At 64.5% G+C, this 26,234-nt stretch carries 3 protein-coding genes; all 3 read left to right on the top strand.

The window, feature by feature from the left end; all coding sequences use genetic code 11:
* Positions 1-701: 701 nt before the first annotated feature.
* The 3 genes from CKW32_RS21750 (at position 702) to macA (ending at position 26,232) form a co-directional block, all read left to right on the top strand.
* Complete coding sequence (locus tag CKW32_RS21750; RefSeq protein WP_095185960.1) at positions 702-13,607, top strand: non-ribosomal peptide synthetase; 12,906 nt, start codon at positions 702-704, stop codon at positions 13,605-13,607.
* Positions 13,604-24,931, top strand: a complete 11,328-nt coding sequence (locus CKW32_RS21745) for a non-ribosomal peptide synthetase (protein WP_095185959.1) — start codon at positions 13,604-13,606, stop codon at positions 24,929-24,931. The genes CKW32_RS21750 and CKW32_RS21745 overlap by 4 nt, the downstream gene beginning before the upstream one ends.
* 149 nt (positions 24,932-25,080) lie before the next feature.
* Complete coding sequence (gene macA, locus CKW32_RS21740; protein WP_095185958.1) at positions 25,081-26,232, top strand: macrolide transporter subunit MacA; 1,152 nt, start codon at positions 25,081-25,083, stop codon at positions 26,230-26,232.
* The last annotated feature ends 2 nt before the right edge of the window (positions 26,233-26,234 follow it).

Genomic DNA, 26,234 nt, shown 5'->3' with positions numbered 1-26,234 from the left:
CAGGAGCAAAATCTCAATACACATCACGCACCTCCCGCGAGGTGGGTATTTTCTATATGTATCAATTGGTTATCCGGTTTCTGTCTTCTGGGTGCTGCTATACATTTGTATTACAGAACGAGTGTTTCGCCCAGCAAGCACTGACGTGAGTTGTATAGCATTTGTTATACACAGCGGCAGCCCCACAGAACTGGTCTTTTTTTCAAGGTTGGCCCGTTTTATTGGCCCGGCAAGCTGTCTCTTTTAGTCGCAGCTTGTGTCCAGCGCTTGGCGTCGTGCATGTGCAATACGCTACTGATCACTGTCTCCAGGGCTTCGCGCTCTTTGTCATCCAGCTTGGAAATGGCCTCAAACTGAAGTTTCAGGAGGTCATCCGGCCCACGTTCTCCCTCATCAAATAGCAGCATATCGGCGCTGACACTCAGAGCCAGAACTGAATCGCCCCGGATTCTCCAGACACCTCGCAAACAGCTCGCCGGATAACGGCAGAAAATTACGGAACCATCTCGGCGTCCCCTTGTCCCCGCTTCCCATGTCACCCCCCACCCCCCAAATCCCTTAATTTCCTACCCCTACCGGAAGCCTCTCCAGGCCCCCGGCTGCGCCCGCTTTTTAACGTTGGGCGCACAGCGCATCCGATTCAAACGGCAGCTGAAAACGGACTTTCTCCTCCACCGTGACTTACCAGGCAGGTTACCCCCATGCAGTTCAGCGAATTATTGGCAGCGATTTCCACTCATGCGATCCGTCTGCAACTGGAAGAGGGCGATCTGATCATCCTCGGTGACGATGAGGCGTTGGATGACCGGCTGTGGGATCAGTTGATCGCTCACAAGCCCCGACTGCTGGCGCTGGTGGCTGAGCATGGCGGTGATTGGCTGAGCCCGGCTTACCGCATCACGCCTGAGATGTTGCCGTTGGTGAGCCTTGAGCAGACGGCCATCGACCGTATTGTCGCGGCCATCCCCGGTGGTGTGGCGAATGTGCAGGATATCTACCCGTTGGCACCGTTGCAGGAGGGCATGCTGTATCACCACCTCTCGGCCGGGCAAGGTGATCCTTACGTGCTGCATGCGCAGTTTGTGTTCGACAGCCGCGCGCGCCTGCACGCTTTTGCCGAGGCGCTGCAATGGGTGATCGACCGTCACGATATTTTGCGCACGTCCATGGTCTGGGAGCGCTTGGACGAGCCGCTGCAAGTGGTGTGGCGCAAGGCGACGCTGGCGTGTGAGGAAGCGCATTTCAGCGGTGGCGATGCCCTGGCTCAACTGATCGCCCGCTACGACGCCCGGACTTACCGGATGGACTTGGGTCAGGCGCCGCTGCTGCGCCTGGTGTTTGCCGACGACCCAGGCAATCAGCGGGTAGCCGCGATGTTGCTGTTCCACCACACCATTCTCGACCACACCGCGCTGGATGTGGTGCGCCACGAGATCCAGTTGTACCTGGCCGGCCAGCAAGCCCAGGCCGCTGAGCCGGTGGCGTTTCGCAGCTATATCGCCCAGGTGCGCCATGGCGTCAGCGAGCAGGCCCATGAAGGGTTTTTCCGCGAGATGCTGGGGGACATTGATGAGCCGACCCTGCCGTTTGGCTTGCAGGATGTGCAGGGCGATGGCCAGGGGATCGACGAGGCGCGCATGCCTGTCGACGCTGATCTGAGCCGCCGCCTGCGCAGCCTCGCGCGGCCCTTGGGCGTCAGCGTGGCAAGCATGATGCACGTGGCGCTGGCCCGGGTATTGGGCGTGGTCTCGGGCCGTGAAGCCGTGGTGTTCGGTACCGTGATGCTCGGCCGCATGGGGGCGGGCGAGGGCGGTGAGCGGGCGTTGGGGATGTTTATCAATACCTTGCCGTTGCGGGTGGATGTGGGCGAGCAGAGCGTGCGCGCCGGGGTCAAGGCCACCCATGAGAGGCTCACCACATTGCTCAATCACGAGCATGCATCCCTCGCGCTGGCCCAGCGTTGCAGCGGGGTCGCCGCGCCGACGCCGCTGTTCAGTGCGATGCTCAACTATCGCCACAGTGCCGCGACGGATATGGCCGAGGTGATCGAGGTGGCCGAGGGCATCCAGGTGCTGGGTGCCGAGGAGCGCACTAACTATCCGCTGACGGTGAATGTGGATGACCTGGGCGAAGGCTTTGCGCTGACGGTGATGGTGGACGCCTCCATTGGCGCAACCCGTGTGGCGAGCTACCTGCACACAGCGCTCCACAGCCTGGCCGACGCCCTTGAACAGCGACCGGAGATGCCGCTGAGCGGCCTGAACATCCTGCCTGAGACCGAGCGTCATCACCTGCTGCACCATCTCAATCACACCCCCCGCGCTTACGCCGACACCGCCCTGATCCACCAGCACGTCGAAGCCCACGCCGCGGCCCATCCCGACGCCATCGCACTGCGTTTCGAGCAGCAACGCCTCACCTATCGTCAACTCAACGAACGCGCTAACCAGATTGCCCATCGCCTGCTGGCCCAGGGCGTGCGCCCCGATGACCGCGTGGCGATCTGCGTGGAGCGCGGCCCGGAAATGGTCATCGGGCTGCTGGGCATCCTCAAGGCCGGCGCGGGGTATGTGCCGATCGACCCGGCGTATCCGCTGGAACGCATCGCCTACACCCTGCACGACAGCCAACCGCTGGCGGTGCTGGTGCAGGCCAACACCCGTCACTTGGTGGGCGAACTGGCGCAGATCGACCTCAATGGCCTGCGCGGTGAATCCCTGATCAACCCGCACGTTGCGGTCAGCCCGCAGCACCTGGCCTATGTGATCTACACCTCCGGCTCCACCGGCCAGCCCAAGGGCGTGATGATCGAACACCGCCAGGTGGCGCGACTGTTCAGCGCCACTGAGCAGTGGTTCGGCTTCGACCACACCGATGTGTGGGCACTGTTTCATTCCTTTGCGTTCGACTTCTCCGTGTGGGAAATCTGGGGCGCGTTGATGCACGGCGGCCAGTTGCTGATCGTGCCGCAATTGGTCAGCCGCTCGCCGGACGAGTGCTACACGCTGTTGTGCGAAGCGGGCGTGAGCATCCTCAACCAAACGCCAAGCGCCTTCCGTCAGTTGATTGCGGCCCAGGGCAACAGCCCCCAGGCCCACTCGCTGCGCCAAGTGATTTTCGGCGGCGAAGCCCTGGAGCCGGGCATGCTCAAGCCGTGGTACGCCCGGGCGATCAATGCCGGCACCCAACTGGTGAACATGTACGGCATCACCGAAACCACGGTGCACGTGACTTATCGAGCGCTGCACGCGGCGGATGCGCAGTTGGTGGGCGTGAGTCCGATTGGCGTGCGCATTCCCGACCTGCAACTGTATGTGCTGGACGCACAGCGCGAGCCGCTGCCATTGGGCGTGGTCGGCGAGTTGTACGTCGGTGGTGCCGGTGTGGCGCGGGGGTATCTGAACCGCGCCGAATTAACCGCCGAGCGCTTCCTGACGAACCCAACCACCGGCCAGCGCCTCTACAAAACCGGCGACCTCGGCCGCCTGTTGGCCGATGGCAGCGTGGAATACCTGGGACGTAACGACGACCAGGTAAAAATCCGTGGTTTCCGTATCGAGTTGGGCGAAATCCAGGCGCGCCTCGCCACCGCTCAAGGTGTGCGCGACGCCGTAGTCATCGCCCGTGAAGACACGCCCGGAGACCAGCGCCTGGTGGCCTATGTGATCGCCGAAGGCGACATCAACGTCGCGATGCTGCGTGATCATTTGCGGCTGAGCCTGGCTGACCATATGGTGCCCAGCGCCTTCGTGTTGCTGGACACCTTCCCGCTGACCCCCAACGGCAAGCTCGACCGCAAGGCCTTGCCCGCGCCGGATGCCGACGCGTTGGCCCGACGTGATTACGAGGCTCCACGCGGCACCGTTGAAGTAGCCATCGCGACCCTCTGGCAAGACCTGCTCAAACTTGAACGCATTGGGCGCGACGACAACTTCTTCGAACTGGGCGGTCATTCCCTGCTGGCAGTCAAGCTAATTGAGCGTATGCGCCAGGTCGACCTCAGCGCCGATGTGCGCGTGTTGTTCGGCCAACCCACTCTGGCCGCACTCGCCGCGGCGGTGGGCGGGCAACGGGAAGTGCGGGTGCCGGTCAACCAGATCCACGCAGACAGCCCCGTCATCACCCCGGACATGCTGCCGCTGATCGAACTCGAACAGGCCGCCATCGACCACATCCTGCAACAGGTGCCCGGCGGCATCGGCAATGTGCAGGACATCTACGGGCTCGCGCCGTTGCAGGCCGGCATCCTGTATCACCACCTGGCAACCACCGACGGAGATCCCTACGTGTTGCAGGTGCAGTTGGGCTTCAACGATCAAGCGGCGTTGGACGCGTTTATCCAGGCGCTGCACAGCGTGATCGAACGCAATGACATCCTGCGCACCGCGATCCTCTGGGAAGGCCTGGACGAACCGGTGCAAGTGGTCTGCCGCCAGGCGCCGTTGGCCGTTGAGCGGATCGAAACCCCAGGCGTGGATGCCCTGGCCCACCTGCAACAGCGTTTCGACCCACGCCACTACCGCCTCGATCTGTCCCGCGCCTCGTTGATGCGCCTGGCCTACGCCGAAGCGCCGGACGGCTTCGTCGGCATCCTGCTGCTGCACCATATCCTGCTCGACCACACCGCCCTGCACGTGCTGGTGCAGGAGATGAGCGCCAGCCTGTCCGGGCGCAGCGCGCAACTGCCTGACGCGGTGCAGTACCGCACCTACGTGGCCCAGGCGCGGCTGGGGGTGAGCCAGGCCCAGCATGAAGCGTTCTTCAGCGAGATGCTGGGTGATATCGACGAGCCGACCCTGGCCTTCGGTTTGCAGGATGTGCACGGCGACGGCAGCGGCATTGTCGAGGCGCACCTGCCGTTGGAACCGGCCCTGAGCCTGGGCCTGCGCGAACAGGCGCGGCAATTGGGCGTGAGCACCGCGAGCCTGGTGCACCTGGCCTGGGCGCATGTGCTGGGGCAAGTCTCCGGTCAGCAGGACGTGGTGTTCGGCACCGTGCTGTTGGGCCGTATGCAGGGCGGCGAGGGTGCCGACCGCGCCCTGGGGATGTTTATCAACACCTTGCCGCTGCGGGTCAGCGTCGGCGCAGTCGGCGTACAAGCCGCCGTGCGCGCCACCCACGCGCGCCTGGCGCAGTTGCTCGGGCATGAGCACGCGTCGCTGTCCCTGGCCCAGCGTTGCAGCGGGGTGCCGGGCTCATTGCCGTTGTTCAGCACGCTGCTCAACTACCGCCACAGCGCGCCGGATGAAGCGCCGGGAGACAGCCCGTTTGCGGCGTCCGGCATCCAGATCCTGAGCTCCGAGGAGCGCAGCAACTACCCGCTGGTGCTCAACGTCGATGACCTGGGCACAGGCTTCGCGCTGACCGTGCAAGGCGTAGCCACGCTGGACGTGCAGCGTGTCGGCGACTACATGCTCACGGCCTTGCGCCATCTGGTGACCGCGTTGCAACAAGCGCCGACCACGCCAGTGCAAGGCGTATCGATTGTGCCGCCTGCCGAGCGCAACCAACTGCTGGTGGAATTCAACGCCACTGCCCGCGATTACCCATCGCAACTGACCGTGCACCAACTGTTCGAAGCCCAGGCCCTGGCGCGTCCCGAAGCCGTGGCGGCGGTGCAAGGCCAGTTATCCTTGAGCTATCGCGATCTCAATCGCCGCGCCAACCGTCTGGCCCATCACCTGATCAACCAGGGCGTGCAACCGGGGGAAAGCGTGGCGATTGCGTTGCCGCGCTCCCTCGATCTGCTGATCTGCCAACTGGCGATCCTCAAGTGTGGCGCCGTGTACGTGCCCCTGGACGTGAATGCGCCGCTGGAACGCCAGGCGTTTATCGTGCAGGACAGTGGCGCGCAGCGGGTGCTCAACTCCCTTGCCGAGCTGAATCTGGACGCGCTGTCCCCGCGCAACCTCGACTTGGTACTTTCCTCCCACAGCGTGGCGTACATCCTCTACACCTCCGGTTCCACGGGTGCGCCCAAGGGCGTGCAGGTACCACACCGCGCGATCTCGCGCCTGGTGCTCAATAACGGCTACGCCGAGTTCAACCCTCAGGACCGCGTGGCCTTCGCTTCCAACCCGGCGTTCGACGCCAGCACCCTCGACGTGTGGGCGCCGTTGCTCAATGGCGGCTGCGTGGTGGTGGTCGAACAGGCAGTGCTGTTGTCCCAGGCCGCGTTTGCCGCGCTGTTGCAGGAGCAATCCGTCAGCGTGTTGTGGATGACCGCCGGGTTGTTCCACCAGTACGCCGATGCGCTGCTGCCGGTGTTCCCGCAGTTGCGTTATCTGATCGTCGGCGGCGATGTGCTCGACCCGCACGTGATCGGCCGCGTGCTCAAGCACGGCAAGCCCCGGCACTTGCTCAATGGCTATGGGCCGACGGAGGCCACTACGTTCTCCACCACCCATGAAATCACCCACCTGGGCGAGGGCAGTATTCCGATTGGCCGGCCGATGGCGAATGCCCAGGCCTATGTGCTGGATGTGCGCCAGCAACTGTTGCCATTGGGCGCGGTCGGCGAGCTGTATATCGGTGGCGCGGGCGTGGCCAAGGGGTACTTGAACCAGCCGCAACTGACCGCCGAAAAATTTATCCCGAACCCGTTTGGCGAGGGCGTGCTGTACCGCACGGGCGATTTGGCGTGCTGGCAGGCCGACGGCACCTTGCTGTACCAGGGACGCAATGACCTGCAAGTGAAGATTCGCGGGTTCCGCATCGAGCCGGGTGAAATCGAAGCCTGCCTGGGAGCCTTCGCTGGCGTGAACGACGCAGTGGTGCTGGTGCGCGAAGACGAACCCGGCGACAAGCGTCTGGTGGCGTACTACACCGCCGCCGCGCCGCTGCCAATCGAAGCGCTGCGCGCCCATCTGCAAGGCCAGTTGCCGGACTACATGGTGCCGTCGGCCTATGTCTGGCTGGCGCTGATGCCGCTTACCGCCAACGGCAAGCTGGACCGCAAAGGCCTGCCGGTGCCGGATGCAGGCGCGCTGCTCAGCCGTGGTTATGAAGCGCCGGAAGGCGAGGTGGAAAGCCTGCTGGCGCAGATCTGGCAGGACCTGCTCAAGCTCGACCGTGTGGGCCGGCATGACCATTTCTTTGAGCTGGGCGGGCACTCGCTGCTGGCGGTCAGCCTGATCGAACGCATGCGTCAGGCGGGCCTGAGCGCGGATGTGCGGGTGCTGTTCAACCAGCCGAGCCTGGCGGCGCTGGCGGCGGCGGTGGGCAGTGGTCGGGAGGTTGTGGTGCCGGCCAATGGCATTCCCTCGGGCTGCGCCCACATCACGCCATCGATGCTGACCCTGGTGCAACTCGACCAAAGCGCCATCGACCGCATCATCGCCAACGTCCCCGGCGGCGTGGCAAACGTGCAGGACATCTACCCGCTGGCGCCCTTGCAGGAAGGCATCCTGTACCACCACATCAGCGCCGAGCAGGGCGACCCGTACCTGCTGCAATCGCGCATGGCCTTCGACAGCCTTGAGCGGTTGCACGGTTTTATGGGCGCGCTGCAACAGGTCGCCGTCCGTCACGACATCCTGCGTACCGGCGTGGTCTGGGAAGGCCTGGACAGCCCGGTGCAGGTGGTCTGGCGTGAGGCGCAGCTGGTGGTGCAGGAGGTGAACCTTGATCCCGCCGAGGGCGACATCCTCGAACAGCTGCACGCCCGTTTCGATGCGCGGCATTACCGCCTGGATATCACCCAGGCGCCGCTGTTGCGCATGGTTTACGCCCAGGATCCAGTGAACGGGCATGTGGCAGCTATCCTGCTGTTCCACCACTTGGCGCTGGACCACACCGCCATGGACGTGGTCGGTCAGGAGATGGGTGCGTTCCTCTTCAACCACGGCCAGGACTTGCAGGCGGCCGCGCCATTTCGCAACTACGTGGCCCAGGCGCGCCTGGGTGTGAGCGTCGACGAGCATGAGCGGTTTTTCCGCGAAATGCTTGCCGACATCAATGAGCCCACCTTGCCCTTCGGCGTGCAGGACGTGCAGGGCGACGGCCGTGATATCGAAGAGGCCGAACAGGCCCTGACCATGGCGCTGGCCCAACGCGTACGTGAACAGGCGCGGCGCCTGGGCGTGAGCGCGGCAAGCCTGATGCACTTGGCTTGGGCCCAGGTGCTGGGACTGGTCTGTGGGCGTGACGACGTGGTGTTCGGCACCGTATTGATGGGCCGTATGCAGGCCGGCGACGGTGCGGATCGGGCCTTGGGGATGTTCATCAACACCTTGCCGCTGCGGGTGGACACCGCAGTCAGCGCGGTCGCTGCCGTCAAGGCCACCCATGCACGGTTGAGCGCGTTGCTCGGCCACGAACACGCTTCCCTTGCCTTGGCTCAGCGTTGCAGTGGGGTGGCGGCCTCTACGCCGCTGTTCAGCGCGTTGCTCAACTACCGTCACAGCCATCCCGGCGCCATGGCCCGCGACGGCCAAGGTATTTGGGAAGGCGTGCAGTTGCTGGGCGGTGAAGAGCGCAGCAACTACCCGCTGACCCTGAGCGTCGACGATCTGGGCGAAGGCTTCGGCCTGACCGTGCTGGCCTTGCCCCGCATCGGCGCCCAGCGCCTGTGCGAGTACATGGCCAATGCCGTTGAACACTTGGTCGATAGCCTGGAAAACACCGCGCAAACCCCGCTCAATCAGTTGCCTATTCTTCCCGCCAGCGAACGCGAAACCCTGCTGCGCGAGTTCAACGCCACGGCTGAGGATTTCCCGAGCGGCCACACCGTGCAGGGTGCCTTTGAAATCCAGGCCGACCGTCAACCTCACGCCATAGCCGTGGTACAGGACGGCGAGTCGCTGACGTATCAGCAGCTCAACCACCGTGCCAACCAGTTGGCCCATCACCTGATCGCACAGGGTGTGCAGCCGGACGACCGCGTCGCCCTGTGCTGCCGTCGAGGGCCGCAGATGCTGGTGGGGTTGCTGGGGATTCTCAAGGCCGGCGCCGGTTATGTGCCGATTGACCCGGCGTATCCCGCCGAGCGCATTGCTTACTTATTGCAGGACAGCGCACCGGTAGCGGTGCTGGCCGAAGCGAGCACCCGTGACTTGCTGGGCGCGGTCACCAGCATCGACGTGCACGCAACCTGGCACCACCCCGTCAGCAATCCGCAACTCGCCGCCCTGACACCGGCCCACCTGGCCTATGTGATCTACACCTCGGGCTCCACCGGCCAGCCCAAGGGCGTGATGGTGGAACACCGCACCGTGGAAAACCTGGTGCATTGGCACTGTGAAGCCTTTGGCCTGCACGCCGTCAGCCACACCAGCAGCGTGGCCGGCTTTGGCTTTGATGCGATGGCCTGGGAGGTATGGCCAGCGCTGTGCGTGGGCGCCACCCTGCACCTGCCACCGGAGGATGTGGGCAACGAAAACATCGACGAACTGCTCGCCTGGTGGCTGGCGCAGCCCTTGGACGTGAGCTTTCTGCCCACGCCGGTGGCCGAATACGCGTTCAGCCAGGACTTGCAGCACCCCACCTTGCGCATCCTGCTGATCGGCGGCGACCGCCTGCGCCAGTTCAGCCAGGAGCGACGCTTTGCGGTGATCAACAACTACGGCCCCACCGAAGCCACCGTAGTCGCCACCTCGGGCCGCGTACGTGCCGGGCAGGCGCTGCATATCGGCCGACCTATCGCCAATGCCAGCGTCTACGTGCTGGACGCGCAGTTGCGTCCGGTGCCGGTGGGGGTGGCCGGTGAACTCTATGTGGGCGGCAGCGGCGTGGCGCGGGGTTACCTCAATCGCCCGGACTTGAGCGCTGAACGCTTTCTGCAAGACCCGTTCAATGACGGGCGCATGTACCGCACCGGCGACCTGGTGCGCTGGTTGCCCGATGGCAATATCGAGTACCTGGGACGCAACGATGACCAGGTAAAAATCCGTGGCGTGCGCGTTGAACTGGGCGAAATCGAAAGCCGCCTGGCGGCACTGCAAGGCGTCGGCGACGCGGTGGTGCTGGTGCGCGAAGGCCGCTTGATCGCCTGGTTCACCGAGCAACAGCCGCTGCTGATTGAAAGCCTGCGCGAGCAACTGCAGGCGCAGTTACCGGAGGCTTTGGTGCCGGTGGCCTACGTCAAACTCGACGCGCTGCCCCTGACCGCTAACGGCAAACTCGACCGCGGTGCCTTGCCGGCACCGGATCAGGCCGCGTTGCTGACCCGTGACTACGAAGCGCCTCAGGGTGAAGTGGAAACCACCCTGGCCGCGATCTGGGCTGAGGTGTTGCAGGTTGAGCAGGTGGGTCGCCACGATCATTTCTTTGAGCTGGGCGGCCATTCGTTGCTGGCGGTCAGCCTGATCGAACGCATGCGCCAGGTCGGCCTCAGCGCCGATGTGCGCGTGTTATTCAGCCAGCCGACCCTGGCCGCGCTGGCGGCAGCGGTGGGCAGTGGGCGCGAAGTGCAGGTGCCCGCCAACCGCATCCCGGTCGACTGCCAGCGCCTGACCCCGGACCTGTTGTCGCTGGTGGAACTCGACCAATCCACCCTTGATCAAGTGGTGGCCCAGGTGCCCGGTGGCGCTGCCAATGTGCAGGACATCTACCCGTTGGCGCCGTTGCAGGAAGGCATTCTCTACCACTACCTCACCGCCGAGCAGGGCGACCCGTATCTGCTGCAATCGCACCTGGCGTTCGACAGTGTCGAGCGCCTGCACGCATTTGCCCAGGCGCTGCAACAGGTGATCGACCGCCACGACATCCTGCGTACCGGCGTGGTGTGGGAAGGGCTGGTGCAACCGCTGCAAGTGGTGTGGCGCAAGGCCCGGTTGCCCCTTGAACAGCTGCAGCTTGAAGGCGATGTACTGGCCGGCCTGCATCAACGTTTTGATGCACGCCGCTACCGCCTGGACATCAGCCAAGCGCCGTTGATTCGCCTGGCCTACGCCGACGATCCGGCCAACCAGCGTGTGGTTGTGGTGCTGCTCTATCACCATATCGCCCTCGACCACACCGCCTTTGACGTGGTGCTGCGGGAAATGCAGGGTTATCTGCTGGGCCATCCGGCGCCGACCGCTGCACCGATGCCGTACCGCAACTACGTGGCCCAGGCGCGCTTGGGTGTGAGTGAGCAGGAGCATGAAACGTTCTTCCGCACCCTGCTCGGCGATGTCGACGAGCCAACCCTGCCATTCGGCCTGCAAAACGTGCGCGGCGACGGTAACGCCATCGAAGAGCACCGCCTGCACCTGGACAGCGACCTCAACCGCCGCCTGCGTGCCCAGGCCCGTTTGCTGGGGGTGAGCACCGCGAGCCTGTTCCACCTGGCTTGGGGCCAAGTGCTGGCGGCCACGTCCGGGCGCCAGAGTGTGGTGTTCGGCACTGTGTTGGTGGGGCGTCTGCAAGGCGGTGAAGGGGCCGACCGTGCGCTGGGCGTGTTCATCAATACGTTGCCGCTGCGCCTGGATATCGACGGTCAGGGCGCACGCTCCGCCGTACGCGCCACGCATGCGCGGCTCACCGCTTTGCTCGGTCATGAGCACGCTTCCCTGGCCCTGGCCCAGCGTTGCAGCGGCGTGGCTGCACCTGCGCCGTTGTTCAGCTCAATGCTCAACTATCGCCATCGCGGCGGCGCCACCCGTTCCCAGGAGGCGCAACACGCCTGGGAGGGTATGCAGACCCTGGTCAACGACGGGCGCACCAACTACCCGCTGACCTTGAACGTGGATGACCTGGGTGATGGCTACGACGTGACTGCGTTGGCCCAGGTCGATGCGCAACGTGTCTGCGGGTACCTGCAAGTGGCCCTGTCCGGGCTGGTTGAGGCCCTGGAGCAGGCACCGAACCAGGCGCTCAATCGCCTGCCGATCTTGAGTTCCGAGGAGCGACACACACTGCTGGTGACGTTCAACGCCACGGAGGTGAACTACAACCTCGACCAGACCCTGCACGGGATGTTCGAAGCCCAAGTTCAGCGCACGCCGCACGCCATCGCGGTGAAGGCGGGCGAGCAGCAGCTTACCTACCAACAACTCAACGAGCGTGCCAACCGCCTGGCCCATCATCTGCGCGCGCTGGGTGTACAGCCGGATGCCCGGGTGGGGATTTGCCTGGAGCGCGGCCTGGACATGGTCGTCGGCCTGTTCGCCATCCTCAAGGCCGGTGGCGGTTATGTGCCGCTGGACCCGGCGTACCCGCTGGAGCGTATCGCCTACATGCTGCACGACAGCGCGCCGGTCGTGGTGCTGGCCCAGAACGCCACCGTAGGCTTGCTGGGCGACGTGCCGCTGCTCAATCTGGACCTGGACACCTGGCAGCATCAGCCGCTGAGCAACCCCGATGTACCGGGCCTGACCGCCCGGCATCAGGCCTACGTGATCTACACCTCAGGCTCCACTGGCCAGCCCAAAGGCGTGATCAACGAACACGCCGGGGTGGTCAACCGGCTGCTGTGGATGCAGGACGCTTATGGCCTCAAGGCCGATGACGCGGTGTTGCAGAAAACCCCGTTCAGTTTCGACGTGTCGGTATGGGAATTCTTCTGGCCGCTGTTCACCGGCGCACGCTTGGTGATGGCGCGCCCCGGCGGGCATAAAGACCCGGCGTACCTGTGTGAGGTGATCCAGGCGGAGCACATCACCACGCTGCACTTTGTGCCGTCGATGCTTGATGTGTTCCTGGCCCATGGCGATGTGAGCCAGGCGGCTGGGCTGGTACGGGTGATGTGCAGCGGCGAAGCGCTGCCGGGCAGCCTGGTGCGGCGTTTCAAGGCGCAGTTGCCGGGGATCGGCCTGTACAACCTGTACGGCCCGACTGAAGCGGCGGTGGACGTGACCGCCTGGAACTGCGCACGCCCTGACGTGCCGGACAACACCCCCATCGGCAAGCCCATCGCCAATACGCGCATGTATGTGCTGGATGCGCAGTTGCAGCCGTTGCCGCTGGGTGTGGTCGGCGAGCTGTTTATCGGCGGCGTGCAAGTGGCGCGGGGTTACCTGAACCGCCCTGAGCTGACTGCCGAGCGCTTCCTCGACGACCCGTTCCACGCGGGGCGGATGTACCGCACCGGCGACCTTGGCCGCTACTTGCCCGACGGCACTATCGAATACCTGGGCCGCAATGACGACCAGGTCAAGATCCGTGGCCTGCGTATCGAACTGGGGGAAATCCAGGCGCGTCTGCTTGAGCACCCACAGGTCAGCGAAGCGGCGGTGGTCGCCCGTGAAGATCGCCTCGTCGCCTACTACACCGGTACGCCAACCGAGATCGAGGCACTGCGCGCTCACCTGCTGCAACACCTGCCGGACTTTATGGTGCCCGCGCTGTTCGTGCACCTCGACGCGCTGCCCTTGAGCCCCAATGGCAAACTCGACCGCAAGGCTTTGCCAGCGCCCGGCCTGCACGCCTTGAACGTGCGTGAGTACGAAGCGCCGGAAGGCGACACCGAAATCCTGCTGGCGCAGCTGTGGGCCGAGTTGCTCAACGTGGAGCGGGTCGGGCGCCAGGATAATTTCTTTGAACTGGGCGGGCACTCGCTGCTTGCCGTGAGCTTGATCGGGCGCTTGCGCCAGGAAGGCATGGAAGCTGACGTCCGGGCGCTGTTCGAACAGCCGACCCTGGCCGGCTACGCCGCAATGACCGAACGAATGGAGATCGTCCTGTGAGCCTCTTAGAGCTGCTGGCAACCCTGAAAACCAAGGACATCCAACTGGCGCTCAAGGGCGAGCAGTTGTCGGTGCAAGGCAACAAGCAAGCGTTGAGTGACCCGGCGCTCCTTGCCGCCTTGCGCGAGCACAAACCGGCGCTGATCGAGCTGATTAAGGCCGGCGAGTATTCCGCCACCAAGGCCGGTGAAGTCGACGTGCCGGCCAATGGCATCCCGGCCGGCGCCCAGCACATCACACCGGACATGCTGACGTTGTCCAGCCTCAGCCAGGACGAGATCGACCGCATCGTCGCCACCGTCGACGGCGGCGTGGCGAATATCCAGGACATCTACCCGCTGGCACCGTTGCAGGAAGGCATCCTGTTCCACCATGTCAGCGCCGAGCAGGGCGACCCGTACGTCATGCAATCTCAGTTCGCGTTCGACAGTCTGGCGCGCTTCGAGGCGTTCGCCCAGGCGCTGCAAGCGGTGATGGACCGCCATGACATCCTGCGCACCGGCGTGGTCTGGGATGGCCTGCAACAGCCGTCGCAAGTGGTGTGGCGCACGGCGCGCCTGCCGGTGCAGGCCTTGCAACTCGACCCGGCGGATGGCGAGATCGCCGCCCAACTGCACGCCCTGTTCGATGCGCGCCACTATCGCCTCGACGTGACCCAGGCGCCGTTGCTGCGCTTGGTGCGTGCCGATGACCCGGCCAATGGGCGTATCGTCGCCACCTTGCTGTTCCACCACATGGCCCTGGACCATAGCGCCCTGGAAGTGGTGTGCCATGAAATGCAGGCGTGCCTGCTGGGGCAGGGCGCGGCGTTGGGCCAGGCGGTGCCGTTTCGCAACTATGTAGCCCAGGCACGGCTGGGCATCAGCGAGCAGGAACACGAAGGCTTCTTCCGTCAGATGCTTGGCGATATCAGCGAGCCGACCTTGCCGTTTGGCTTGCAGGATGTGCAGGGCGATGCGCGGGGCATCAGCGAGCTCAGCCTGCCCTTGGCGGCGCTATTGAGCCAGCGCTTGCGCACCCAGGCGCGGCAGTTGGGGGTAAGCGCGGCAAGCCTGTTTCACCTGGGCTGGGCGCAGGTGTTGGGAGCATTGGCCGGCAAGCAACAGGTGGTGTTCGGCACGGTGTTGATGGGCCGTATGCAAGGCAGTCATGACACGGACCGCGCCTTGGGCATCTTCATCAACACCTTGCCGTTTCGCGTGGACGTGGACGGCCAGGACGTGCGCGCCGGGGTCAAGGCCACCCATGGTCGGCTCACCACACTGCTGCGCCACGAGCATGCGGCACTGGCCCTGGCCCAGCGCTGCAGTGGGGTGATCGCGCCGACGCCGTTGTTCAGCGCGCTGCTCAACTATCGCCACAGCGCGCCCGCCGCCAGCGCCGAAGCCGTCTCGGCGTGGCAAGGCATCGCCGCCCTCAGTGCTGAAGAACGCACCAACTATCCACTGACCCTGAGCGTCGATGACCTGGGCGAAGGCTTTGGCCTGAGCCTGCTGGCCAGCACACAGGTGGACCCGCAGCGGGTCTGCGCCTACCTGCAAACTGCCCTGGAAAACCTGGTGACGGCCCTGGAGCAGGCGCCGGAAACCGCGCTCAATCAAGTGCCGGTGGTGCCCGCCGTCGAGCAGCGGTTGCTGTTGGAACAGTTCAACGCCACCCAGGCCGAGTTCCCCCAAGGCACCACCTTGCATGGGCGTATCGAAGCCCAGGCCGTTCTCACGCCACATGCCATCGCGGCGGTGCAGCTTGAACGCTCGCTGACCTACGCTGAGCTCAATGGGCAAGCCAACCTGCTGGCCCATCACTTACTGGCGCTGGGCGTCAAACCCGATGACCGCGTGGCCATCGTCGCCCGTCGTGGCCTGGACACCCTGGCCGGGTTGCTGGCGATCCTTAAAGCCGGCGCCTGCTACGTACCGGTGGACCCGTCCCACCCGGCCGAGCGCCTCGCCTACCTGCTCAGCGACAGCGCCCCGGTGGCGGTGCTGACCCAGCACGCGTTGCTCGAACGCCTGCCCGAGCTGGACGTGCCGGTGATCAACCTGGACCGCTACACCTGGCACCACCACGCGGCGAGCAATCCCAGCGTCGCCGTGACTCCCGCGAACCTCGCCTATGTGATCTACACCTCCGGCTCCACCGGCCTGCCCAAAGGCGTGATGGTGGAACACCACACCGTGACCAACCTGGTGGATTGGCATTGCCGCGCCTTCGACCTCTGCGCGGGGCGCCACACCGCCAGCGTCGCCGGGTTCGGCTTTGATGCCATGGCCTGGGAAGTGTGGCCGGCGCTGTGTGTCGGCGCGACCCTGCACCTGCCACCGGCCCACGACGGCCCCGAAGACATCGACGCGTTGCTGGCCTGGTGGTGCGCGCAACCGCTGGATGTGTGCTTCCTGCCGACGCCGGTGGCCGAGTACGCCTTCAGCCAGCACATCGAGCACCCGACGCTGCGCACCTTGTTGGTCGGCGGCGACCGCCTGCGGCAGTTCGGGCGGGCGCAGCGGTTTGAGCTGATCAACAACTACGGCCCTACCGAAGCCACGGTGGTCGCCACCTCCGGAAAGGTCGAGGCGGGGCAGGCGTTGCATATCGGCAAGCCCATCGCCAATGCCACGGTGTACGTGCTGGACGAGCAACAACGGCCGGTTCCGCTGGGCGTGGCGGGTGAGTTGTATGTGGGCGGCAAGGGCGTGGCGCGCGGCTACCTGAACCGTCCGCAACTGACCGCCGAACGCTTCCTGGACGACCCGTTCAACGTCGGACGCATGTACCGCACCGGTGACCTGGTGCGCTGGTTGCCCGACGGCAACCTCGATTACCTGGGCCGCAATGACGATCAGGTGAAAATCCGTGGTGTGCGCATCGAACTGGGGGAAATCGAAACCCAACTCAACCAACTGCCGAGCTTGCAGGAAGTGGTGGTGCTGGTGCGTGACGAGCGGCTGGTGGCGTACTACACCGAAAACCCGCAACTTGACTCATTGGCGGTGGGCGATATCCGCGCCCATCTGGTGGCGCACCTGCCGGACTACATGGTCCCGGTCGCCTTCATGAAGCTTGACGCGCTGCCCTTGACCGCCAACGGCAAACTCGACCGCAAGGCCCTGCCGGCGCCGGATAGGGCCGCGGTGTTTACCCGCCAATACGCGACGCCCGAGGGCGAGATTGAAAGCAGCCTGGCGCAGATCTGGGCCGATGTCTTGCAGGTAGAACGCGTCGGCCGTTACGACCACTTCTTTGAACTGGGCGGGCACTCGCTGCTCGCCATGCGCATGGTGTCCCAAGTGCGCCAACGACTGGGCGTGGAGCTGTTGCTCAGCGACCTGTTTGCCAATGCCGAACTGGCCGCCGTTGCCGACGTGCTGGCCCAGGCCGGTCGCAGCACCTTGCCGGCGATCCTGCCGGCCAACCGCGATGAGCCGGTGCCGCTGTCGTTCGCCCAGCAGCGCTTGTGGTTCCTGGCGTTGATGGAAGGCGCCAACACGGCCTACAACATTCCCATCGGCTTGCGCCTGCGCGGGCAACTGCATGTGCAAGCTTTGCAACGGGCGCTGGCGCGGATCGTTGCGCGGCACGAAACCCTGCGCAGCCGCTTCGCCCAGCAAGGTGACGACGCCCAGGTGCTGATCGTCGCGGCCGACGACGTGCTGCCGCTGCAAGTGCAGGACTTGCGCCGCCACCCGCAACCGCAACAGGCGCTGGATGCGTTGATCCACGGCGAAGCGTCGGCGCCGTTCGACCTCGAACGTGGCCCGCTGCTGCGCGGGCGCCTGGTGGTGATGGCCGACGAGCACCATGTGCTGTTGCTGACCCTGCACCATATCGTCTCCGATGGCTGGTCCATGGGCGTGCTCACCCGCGAACTGATGGCGCTGTACCAGGCCTTCAGCCATGGGCAGCCCGACCCGTTGCCGCCACTGCCGATCCAATACGGCGACTTTGCCGTGTGGCAACGCTTGTGGCTCAGCGGCGAAGTACTTCACCGACAGAGCCGCTATTGGCAACAGGCCCTGGCTGGTGCGCCGGCGTTGCTCAGCCTGCCCACCGACCGCCCGCGCCCGGCGCAGCAGGACTACGCCGGCAGCAGCGTGGAGATCCGTCTGGACGAGCGCCTCACCGCCGGGCTCAAGGCCTTGAGCCAACGCCATGGCAGCACGCTGTACATGACGGTAATGACCGCCTGGGCGTCCTTGCTCGCGCGGCTCTCGGGGCAGGCAGATGTGGTGATCGGCTCGCCGGTCGCCAACCGTACGCGCACTGAAGTCGAAGGCCTCATCGGCCTGTTCGTCAACACCCTGGCGGTGCGCATCGACACCTCGGGCGCGCCCACTACCGAAGCGCTGCTGGCGCGGGTCAAGGCGCTGACCTTGGCGGCCCAGGCCCATCAAGACCTGCCCTTCGAGCAAGTGGTCGAAATCACCCGGCCGGTACGCAGCCTGGCCCACAGCCCATTGTTCCAAACCCTGTTGGCCTGGCAGGACAGCAGCGCGCCGATCCTGGCCCTGGGCGACCTGGCCCTGGAAGGCATCCTGGAGAACAGCCACTTTGCCAAGTTCGACCTCTCGCTGAACCTCGGCGAAGTGCAGGGCACGATTATCGGCGCGCTGGAATACGCCGTGGCGCTGTTCGATGAAGCGACGATGCAGCGTTACGTCGGCTACTTCACCCGCGTGTTGCAGGCCATGGTCGATAACGACCAGGCGGTGCTGGAGCATGCGCCGCTGCTGGACGAGGGCGAACGCCGGCACGTGCTGTTCGATTTCAACGCCACCCAGGTGGATTACAACCTCGACCAGACTTTGCACGGCATGTTTGAAGCCCAGGTGGCCCGCACGCCCCATGCGATTGCGCTCAAGGCTGGCGAACAGCAACTGACGTACGCCGAGCTCAACGCGCGGGCCAACCAACTCGCCCATCACTTGCTGGCGCTGGGGGTCCAGCCGGATTCGCGGGTGGCGATCTGCGTGGAGCGCGGCCTGGAGATGGTCATCGGCCTGTACGCGATCCTCAAGGCCGGCGCCGCTTATGTGCCGCTGGACCCGGCTTACCCGCTGGAGCGCATCGCCTACATGCTCAGCGACAGCGCACCCGCTGTTGTACTGATCCAGGGCGCTACTCGTGCGCTGGTGGGCGCGGTGCCGGTGGTCGATCTGGACCAACCGAGCTGGCACGCGCAATCCATGGATAACCCCGCGGTGCAGGGCCTGAGCGCCTATGTGATCTACACCTCCGGCTCCACTGGCCAGCCCAAGGGCGTGATCAACGACCATGGCGGCGTGGTCAATCGCCTGCTGTGGATGCAGGACGAGTATGGGCTCACCGCCCAGGACCGGGTCTTGCAGAAAACCCCGTTCAGCTTTGATGTGTCGGTCTGGGAATTCTTCTGGCCGCTGTTCACCGGCGCCTGCCTGGTGATGGCCCGTCCTGGCGGGCATAAAGATCCGGCATACCTGTGCGAGGTGATCGAGGCCGAACACATCACCACGTTGCACTTTGTGCCGTCGATGCTCGACGTGTTCCTGGCCCATGGCGACGTCAGCCAGGCGGCCGGGCTGGTGCGGGTGATGTGCAGCGGCGAAGCCTTGCCGGGCAGCCTGGTGCGCCGGTTCAAGGCGCAGTTGCCGGGGATCGGCCTGTACAACCTGTATGGCCCGACCGAAGCGGCCGTCGACGTGACGGCATGGAACTGCGCGGGCCCGGTGACGCCGGACAACACGCCCATCGGTAAGCCCATTGCCAACACCCGCATGTACCTGCTGGACGCGCAGTTGCAGCCGGTGCCGCTGGGCGTGGTCGGCGAGCTGTTTATCGGCGGCGTGCAAGTGGCGCGTGGGTACCTGAACCGTGCGGAACTGACCGCCGAACGCTTTCTTCAAGATCCATTTACCAGCGGCCGCATGTACCGCACCGGCGACGTTGGCCGCTACTTGCCCGATGGGAATATTGAGTACCTGGGCCGCAACGACGACCAGGTGAAAATCCGTGGCCTGCGTATCGAACTGGGCGAGATCCAGGCGCGCCTGACCGAGTGCCCAGCAGTCAACGAGGCCGCCGTGATCGCCCGCGAAGACCGTCTGGTGGCGTACTACACCGGAGCCTTCACCGACATCGACGTGCTGCGCAGTCAGTTGCTGCATCACCTGCCTGAATTCATGGTGCCGGCGATCTTCGTTCATCTCGACGCATTGCCCCTGAGTCCCAACGGCAAACTCGACCGCAAGGCGCTGCCCGCGCCGGGCCAGGATTCGGTGGTGGTGCGCGAATACGAAGCGCCCCAGGGCGACACGGAAATCGCCCTGGCCAGCCTGTGGGCCGAGTTGCTCAAGGTGGAACGTGTGGGCCGTCACGATAACTTCTTCGAACTGGGCGGGCATTCGTTGCTGGCGGTGAGCCTGATGGGGCGCATGCGCGGCCTTGGCTTGTCGGCGGACGTAAAAGTGCTGTTTGGTCAGCCAACCTTGTCGGCACTGGCGGCGGCGTTGGGCACTGGTCGTGAAGTGGCGGTGCCGGTCAATGGCATCGTTGACGGTTGCACGTCGATCACGCCGGGCATGTTGCCGCTGATCGCGCTGGAGCAAGTCGCCATCGACCGCCTCGTCGCCTGCATCCCCGGCGGTGCGGCGAATGTGCAGGATATCTACCCCCTGACGCCGTTGCAGGCCGGTATGCTCTATCACCATCGCGCCGTGCAGGAAGGCGATGCCTATGTGTTGCAGGCGCAGTTTGCCTTTGACAGCCGCGAACGTCTGGATGCGTTTGCCCTGGCGTTGCAGGCGGTGATCGAGCGCCACGACATCCTGCGTTCGTCGTTCCACTGGGACGGCCTGGAAGAACCGGTGCAGGTGGTCTGGCGCAAGGCGTCGCTGCGGGTTGAAACCGCGCCGCTGCCGCAACGCCTCGACCTGTCCCAAGCGCCGTTGATGCGCCTGGTGTGCAGCGAAGAAACCCCGCGTGTGGTCGCCACCTTACTGTTCCATCACTTGGTCATGGACCACATCGCCCTGGAGATCCTGCAACACGAGATGCAAGCGTTTTTGTTGGGCACTCAACACCGCCTGGGAACGCCTGTGCCGTATCGCAACTACGTGGCGCAGATGCGCTTGGGCGCAGACGATCACGAAGGGTTTTTCCGCGAAATGCTCGGTCAGATCGACGAGCCCACGGAAGTGGCCAAGCTGGGCATTGATGAGCAGGCCCGTCTGACGATTGCTCCCGAATTAAGCCAGCGCCTGCGCACTCAGGCGCGCCAGTCCGGCGTCAGCGCCGCCAGCCTGATGCACTTGGGCTGGGCCCAGGTGCTGGGCAAGGTGTCCGGCCGTGAGCAGGTGGTGTTCGGCACCGTGATGCTTGGCCGCTTGCAAGGCGGTGAAGGCGCCGAACGGGCCATGGGCGTCTTTATCAATACGTTGCCGTTGCGGGTCGACCTGGGCGAGCACTCGGTACGCCACGCCGCGCGCGCCACCCATGCGCGGCTGAGCCAACTGCTCAGCCATGAACACGCGCCGCTGGCATTGGCCCAGCGTTGCAGCGGCGTGCCGGTGACCACGCCGCTGTTCAGTGTGCTATTCAACTATCGGCACAGCGCGCCGCAGGCCGGTGCAGTCGCCGAGGCATGGCAAGGTATTGAGCTGCTCAAGGCCGAGGAACACAGCAACTACGGCCTGTCGATGAGCGTGGATGACCTGGGCGATGGCTTCACGTTGAAAGCCTCGGGGCAGGGCGCCCGGCGCCTGTGTGAGTACCTGAATGTGGCCCTGGAGCAACTGGTGCAGGCGCTGGAACAGGGTAGCGATATCGCCATCAGCCGCTTGCCGATCCTGCCCGCCGCCGAACAGCACCAACTGCGGCTAGCGTTCAATGCCAGCACCCGCGACTTCCCCCGTGAACACACGGTGCAGCGTCTGTTCGAAGCCCAGGCCCAGGCGCGTCCGGACGCAGTGGCCGTGGTGCATGGCGAGCAGCGCCTGAGCTACGGCGAGCTCAATACCCGCGCCAATTGCCTGGCCCATTACCTGTTAGGACTGGGCGTAAAACCTGGCGACAACGTGGCGATCCTGCTGCCGCGTTCTGTCGCGCTGCTGGTCGGCCAACTTGCCGTGTTGAAGTGCGCGGCCGCCTATGTGCCGCTGGACATCAACGCGCCCGCCGAACGTCAGGCGTTCATGGTGCAGGACAGCGGTGCGCGCTGGTTGTTGACCCACAGCGACTCGGTGATCGAATACGCGGCGCAACGCCTGGACGTGGACACCCTGGCCCTCGATCCACAACCTAGCCATAACCCGGATTTGTCGCAGTCTTCGGACAGCGAGGCGTACATCATGTACACCTCCGGCTCCACCGGCGTTCCCAAGGGTGTGCTGGTGCCCCATCGGGGCATCACGCGGTTGGTACTCAACAACGGCTATGCCGATTTCAATGCCAGCGACCGCGTGGCCTTCGCCTCCAACCCGGCGTTCGACGCCAGCACCATGGATGTATGGGGGCCACTGCTTAATGGCGGGCAAGTGCAGGTGATCGATCACGCCACCTTGCTCGACCCTGTGGCATTCGGCATGGCGTTAAAGGGCGCGACGGTGTTGTTCGTCACCACGGCGCTGTTCAACCAGTACGTGCAACTGATTCCCGACGCGTTGGCGGGTTTGCGCATCCTGCTGTGCGGCGGCGAGCGTGCCGATCCAGCGGCGTTCCGCAGCCTGTTGGCCCAGGCGCCGACGTTGCGCCTGGTGCATTGCTACGGCCCAACGGAAACCACCACCTACGCCACCACCTATGAAGTGCGCGCACTTGCCGACGACGCCGACAGCGTGCCGGTGGGGCGACCGATCTCCAACACCCAGATTTATGTGCTGGATGCGCACTTGCAGCCAGTGCCCCAGGGCGTGGCCGGTGAAATCTGCATCGGTGGTGACGGCGTGGCCAAGGGGTACTTGAACCGTCCTGAACTGACCGCTGAAAAGTTTGTGCAGGATCCGTTCAACCCAGGCGCCTTGATGTACCGCACTGGCGACCTCGGCCGCTGGACGGCGCAGGGCCTGCTCGAATGCATCGGGCGCAATGACGATCAGGTGAAAATCCGTGGTTTCCGTATTGAGCTGGGAGAGATCGAAGCGCGCCTGATGACCTGCGTGGGTATTCAGGACGCGGTCGTGTTGGCCCGTGAAGACGCGCCGGGGGATAAGCGCTTGGTGGCGTATTTCACCTGGGCGGCCGAACCGGTCGGCATCGACAACGTACGTGCCCATCTTCAAGGGCAACTGCCGGACTACATGCTGCCATCGGCCTATGTGCCGCTGGACCGCTTGCCGTTGACTGCCAATGGCAAGGTCGACCGCAAAGCCTTGCCGGTGCCGGCTCTGGACGCGCTGGTCAGTCGTGATTTCGAAGCACCGACCGACGCCCTGGAACAGACCTTGGCGCAATTATGGGGCGAGGTGCTGAAGCTGGAGCAGGTGGGCCGGCATGACAGCTTCTTTGAACTGGGCGGGCATTCGCTGTTGGCGATTCGCCTGGTCAACCTGATGGACGAAGCGGGGCTGGCAGTGAGCCTGGCCGAGTTGTTCCAGCACGCCAGCGTGGCGTCGGTGGCGACCATGCTGCGCCAGCGCACCGCTGAGCCGGTGCGCGACAGCTCGGTGATTACGGTGCGCAGCAGCGGCTCGCAAGCGCCGTTGTTCCTGGTGCATGAGTTCAGCGGCATGGACGTGTATTTCCCGGCGCTGGGCCAGCATTTACCGGGTGATTACCCGATCTATGGCCTACCGGGTGTGGCGCTCGGCGAGGCGCACCTCAACACCCTGGAAGGCTTGGCGGCGCGCATGGTGGGCCTGATTCGCGGCTTGCAGCCCCATGGGCCGTATCGCATCGCCGGCTGGTCATTTGGCGGTGTGCTGGCCTATGAAGTGGCGATGCAACTACTGGGGCTGGATGAACCGGTGGCGTTCCTTGGTTTGATCGACAGCTACGTGCCGCGCCTGACCGACCAGGGCAAGGCGCGTTGGAGCGGGCCAGACGCGCTCAAGCGGCATTTGCTGTTGCAGTGCCGCGCCTATTGGAACGCACAGGGTGGTGTGGATGAGCTGGCAAGGATTGAACAGTTGGACGCGCAGATTGGACAGTTGGACTTTGCAGGTGTGCTGCAACGCTGTCGCGATCAAGGTTTGCTATACGCGCAAATGGCGGCGGCTGCGGATGCGGACCTCTTGAGCTTTATCGAGCGCGAAGTCGGGCATGGGCATGCGCTGGCGCACTACAGCTTGTTTCCGCTGCCGGTGCCTGTGCACCTGTTCAGCGCTATAGAGCGGCCGACCGAGTTGTCGCGGCGCAGTGTGTCGCTGGGTTGGGATGACGCCCTTGCGCCTGGGCAGTTGCGTCAGGTTGAAGTGCCGGGTGATCACCAGAGCATGATGCAGGCGCCGCATATCCGTGCGCTGGGTGCGGCGATGACAGAAGCATTGGCAGGGTGTTCACCGGTGAGGGAAACGGCGCATCAACCGTTGCTGCGGATCCAGAGCGGACGGGCCGGGTATGCGCCGGTGTTCTGCGTGCCGGGGGCAGGGGACAGCGTCACCGGGTTTGTGGGCCTGAGCGAAGCGCTTGGACGGGACTGGCCGTTGTTTGGCTTGCAGCCACGTGGGTTGGATGGCGAGGCGGTGCCCCACAGCCAGGTGGAAGCGGCAGCGCGCTGTTATCTGCACGCGCTGGAACATGAGTGCCCGCATGGGCCGGTGCATCTGGTCGGGCATTCGTTTGGCGGCTGGGTGGCACTGGAGATGGCGCTGCGGTTGCAGGCGGCTGGACGGGAAGTGGCGTCGTTGACGGTGATCGACAGCGAAGCGCCGGGTAGTGCGGGTCGGGCTTATACGACGACGGCGGCGTTGTTGAGGTTGATCGAGGCGATGCAGCTGGCGGCGGGGAAACCCTTGGGGATTGACCGTGAAACCTTCGCGGTTGGCGACGAAGTGGCGCAGCGCCAGAGCCTGCATGGGGGAATGGTTGGGGTGGGGTTGTTGCCGGCCCGTGCCAGTGTTGATGCGATGGCGGGACCGGCCCGGACTTATGCGGCGGCGTTGCGTACGGAGTATCGGCCGACTCAGCGATATCGCGGGGTGGTGCGGTTGGTGTTGGCGCAGGATCCGGCGTTGGATGCGGTGGGCAATCAGCGGGAGCAGGGGGGGATGATTGAGGGGTGGCGTAAGCAGGGCAGCTCTTTGGAGGTTTGGTATGGGGTGGGGAATCACTTCACATTGCTCAAAGCACCGAATGTTCACGGGCTGGCGCGGTGGTGGTTGGACACGGCGGTGATTGGGGAGGTGGTTTCGTGAAGAGGGTATACCGCTTTAAATGTGGGAGGGGGCTTGCCCCCGATAGCGATCTTTCGGTGTGCATATCCACTCCTGCAGAAACGGATATGTACCCAATCAAAAAAAGCCCAACCCAATAGGCCGGGCCAAACCACTTTCTATGGTCATCTATGCAAAACTCTAAATTCCGCAAAATCGGCATATTCACCGTACTGGCCGTAGCCATCAGCCTAATCATCTACACCTTCCAGGCCCCGGCCGACGGACCGCTGTACCTCACCGCCACCGCCGAACGCGGCGACATCGAAAACGCCGTCCTGGCCACCGGCCTACTCGAAGGCATCAAGCAAGTCGACGTCGGCGCCCAAGTCTCCGGCCAGTTAAAGTCACTCAAGGTCAAAGTGGGCGACAAGGTAAAAAAGGGCCAATGGCTCGCCGAAATCGACCCGTTGATCCTGCAAAACACCCTGCGCAAAGCCCAAGTGGATGAGGAAAATCTCCAGGCCCAGCGCCGGGCCACGGCGGCTCAGCTCAAGCAGGCCAAGTCGGTGTATGAACGCTACAAAGGTTTGCAGGATGACGAGTCGGTATCGCGCCAGGACTTTGAAGATGCCGAATCGACCTTCCAGGTGCAGCAGGCCAATCTGTTGGCCCTGGATGCGCAGATCAAAAGCGCACATATCCAGATCGACACCGCCAAGATCAACCTGGATTACACCCGTATCAATGCGCCCATCGACGGCGATGTGGTGGGCATCGTCACCCAGGAAGGCCAGACGGTGATTGCCAGCCAACTGGCGCCGGTGCTGCTCAAGTTGGCGGACCTGGACACCATGACGGTCAAGGCCCAGGTGTCGGAGGCGGATGTGATTCATATCAGCCCCGGCCAGCAGGTGTATTTCACCATCCTCGGTGAAGCCGACAAACGCTACTACGCCAAGCTGCGCGGCACCGAGCCGGCGCCGCAGAACTTCCTTGAAACCCAGACCGCCGGCACGCCCAAGCAGAACACGGCGGTGTTCTACAACGCGTTGTTCGATGTGCCCAACCCCGACCATCGCCTGCGCATCGCCATGACCGCCCAGGTGCGTATCGTCCTCGACACCGCCCAGGCCGCGTTGATGGTGCCGGTGGCGGCGCTCGGGGCGCGCAATAAGGACGGCAGTTACGCGCTGCGGGTGCTGGATGCCAAGGGCAAGGCGGTGTCCCGTGATGTAAAAACCGGCATCAACAACAACGTCAAGGTGCAGATCCTGGAGGGCCTGGTCGAGGGCGATAAAGTGGTGATCGGTGATGCGTCGCCTGCTGTGGCGGGGAACTGACG

The sequence above is a fragment of the Pseudomonas sp. Irchel 3H9 genome, assembly GCF_900187495.1.
Classification (GTDB): domain Bacteria; phylum Pseudomonadota; class Gammaproteobacteria; order Pseudomonadales; family Pseudomonadaceae; genus Aquipseudomonas; species Aquipseudomonas sivasensis.
Note: the sequence above shows the minus strand (reverse complement) of the source record. Positions and strands in the feature narration are given on the sequence as shown.

Bases quoted from the DNA above. Each gene is read 5' to 3' on its own strand.
- CKW32_RS21750 (WP_095185960.1), top strand. From the start codon at position 702: ATGCAGTTCAGCGAATTATTGGCAGCGATTTCCACTCATGCGATCCGT.
- macA (WP_095185958.1), top strand. From the start codon at position 25,081: ATGCAAAACTCTAAATTCCGCAAAATCGGCATATTCACCGTACTGGCC.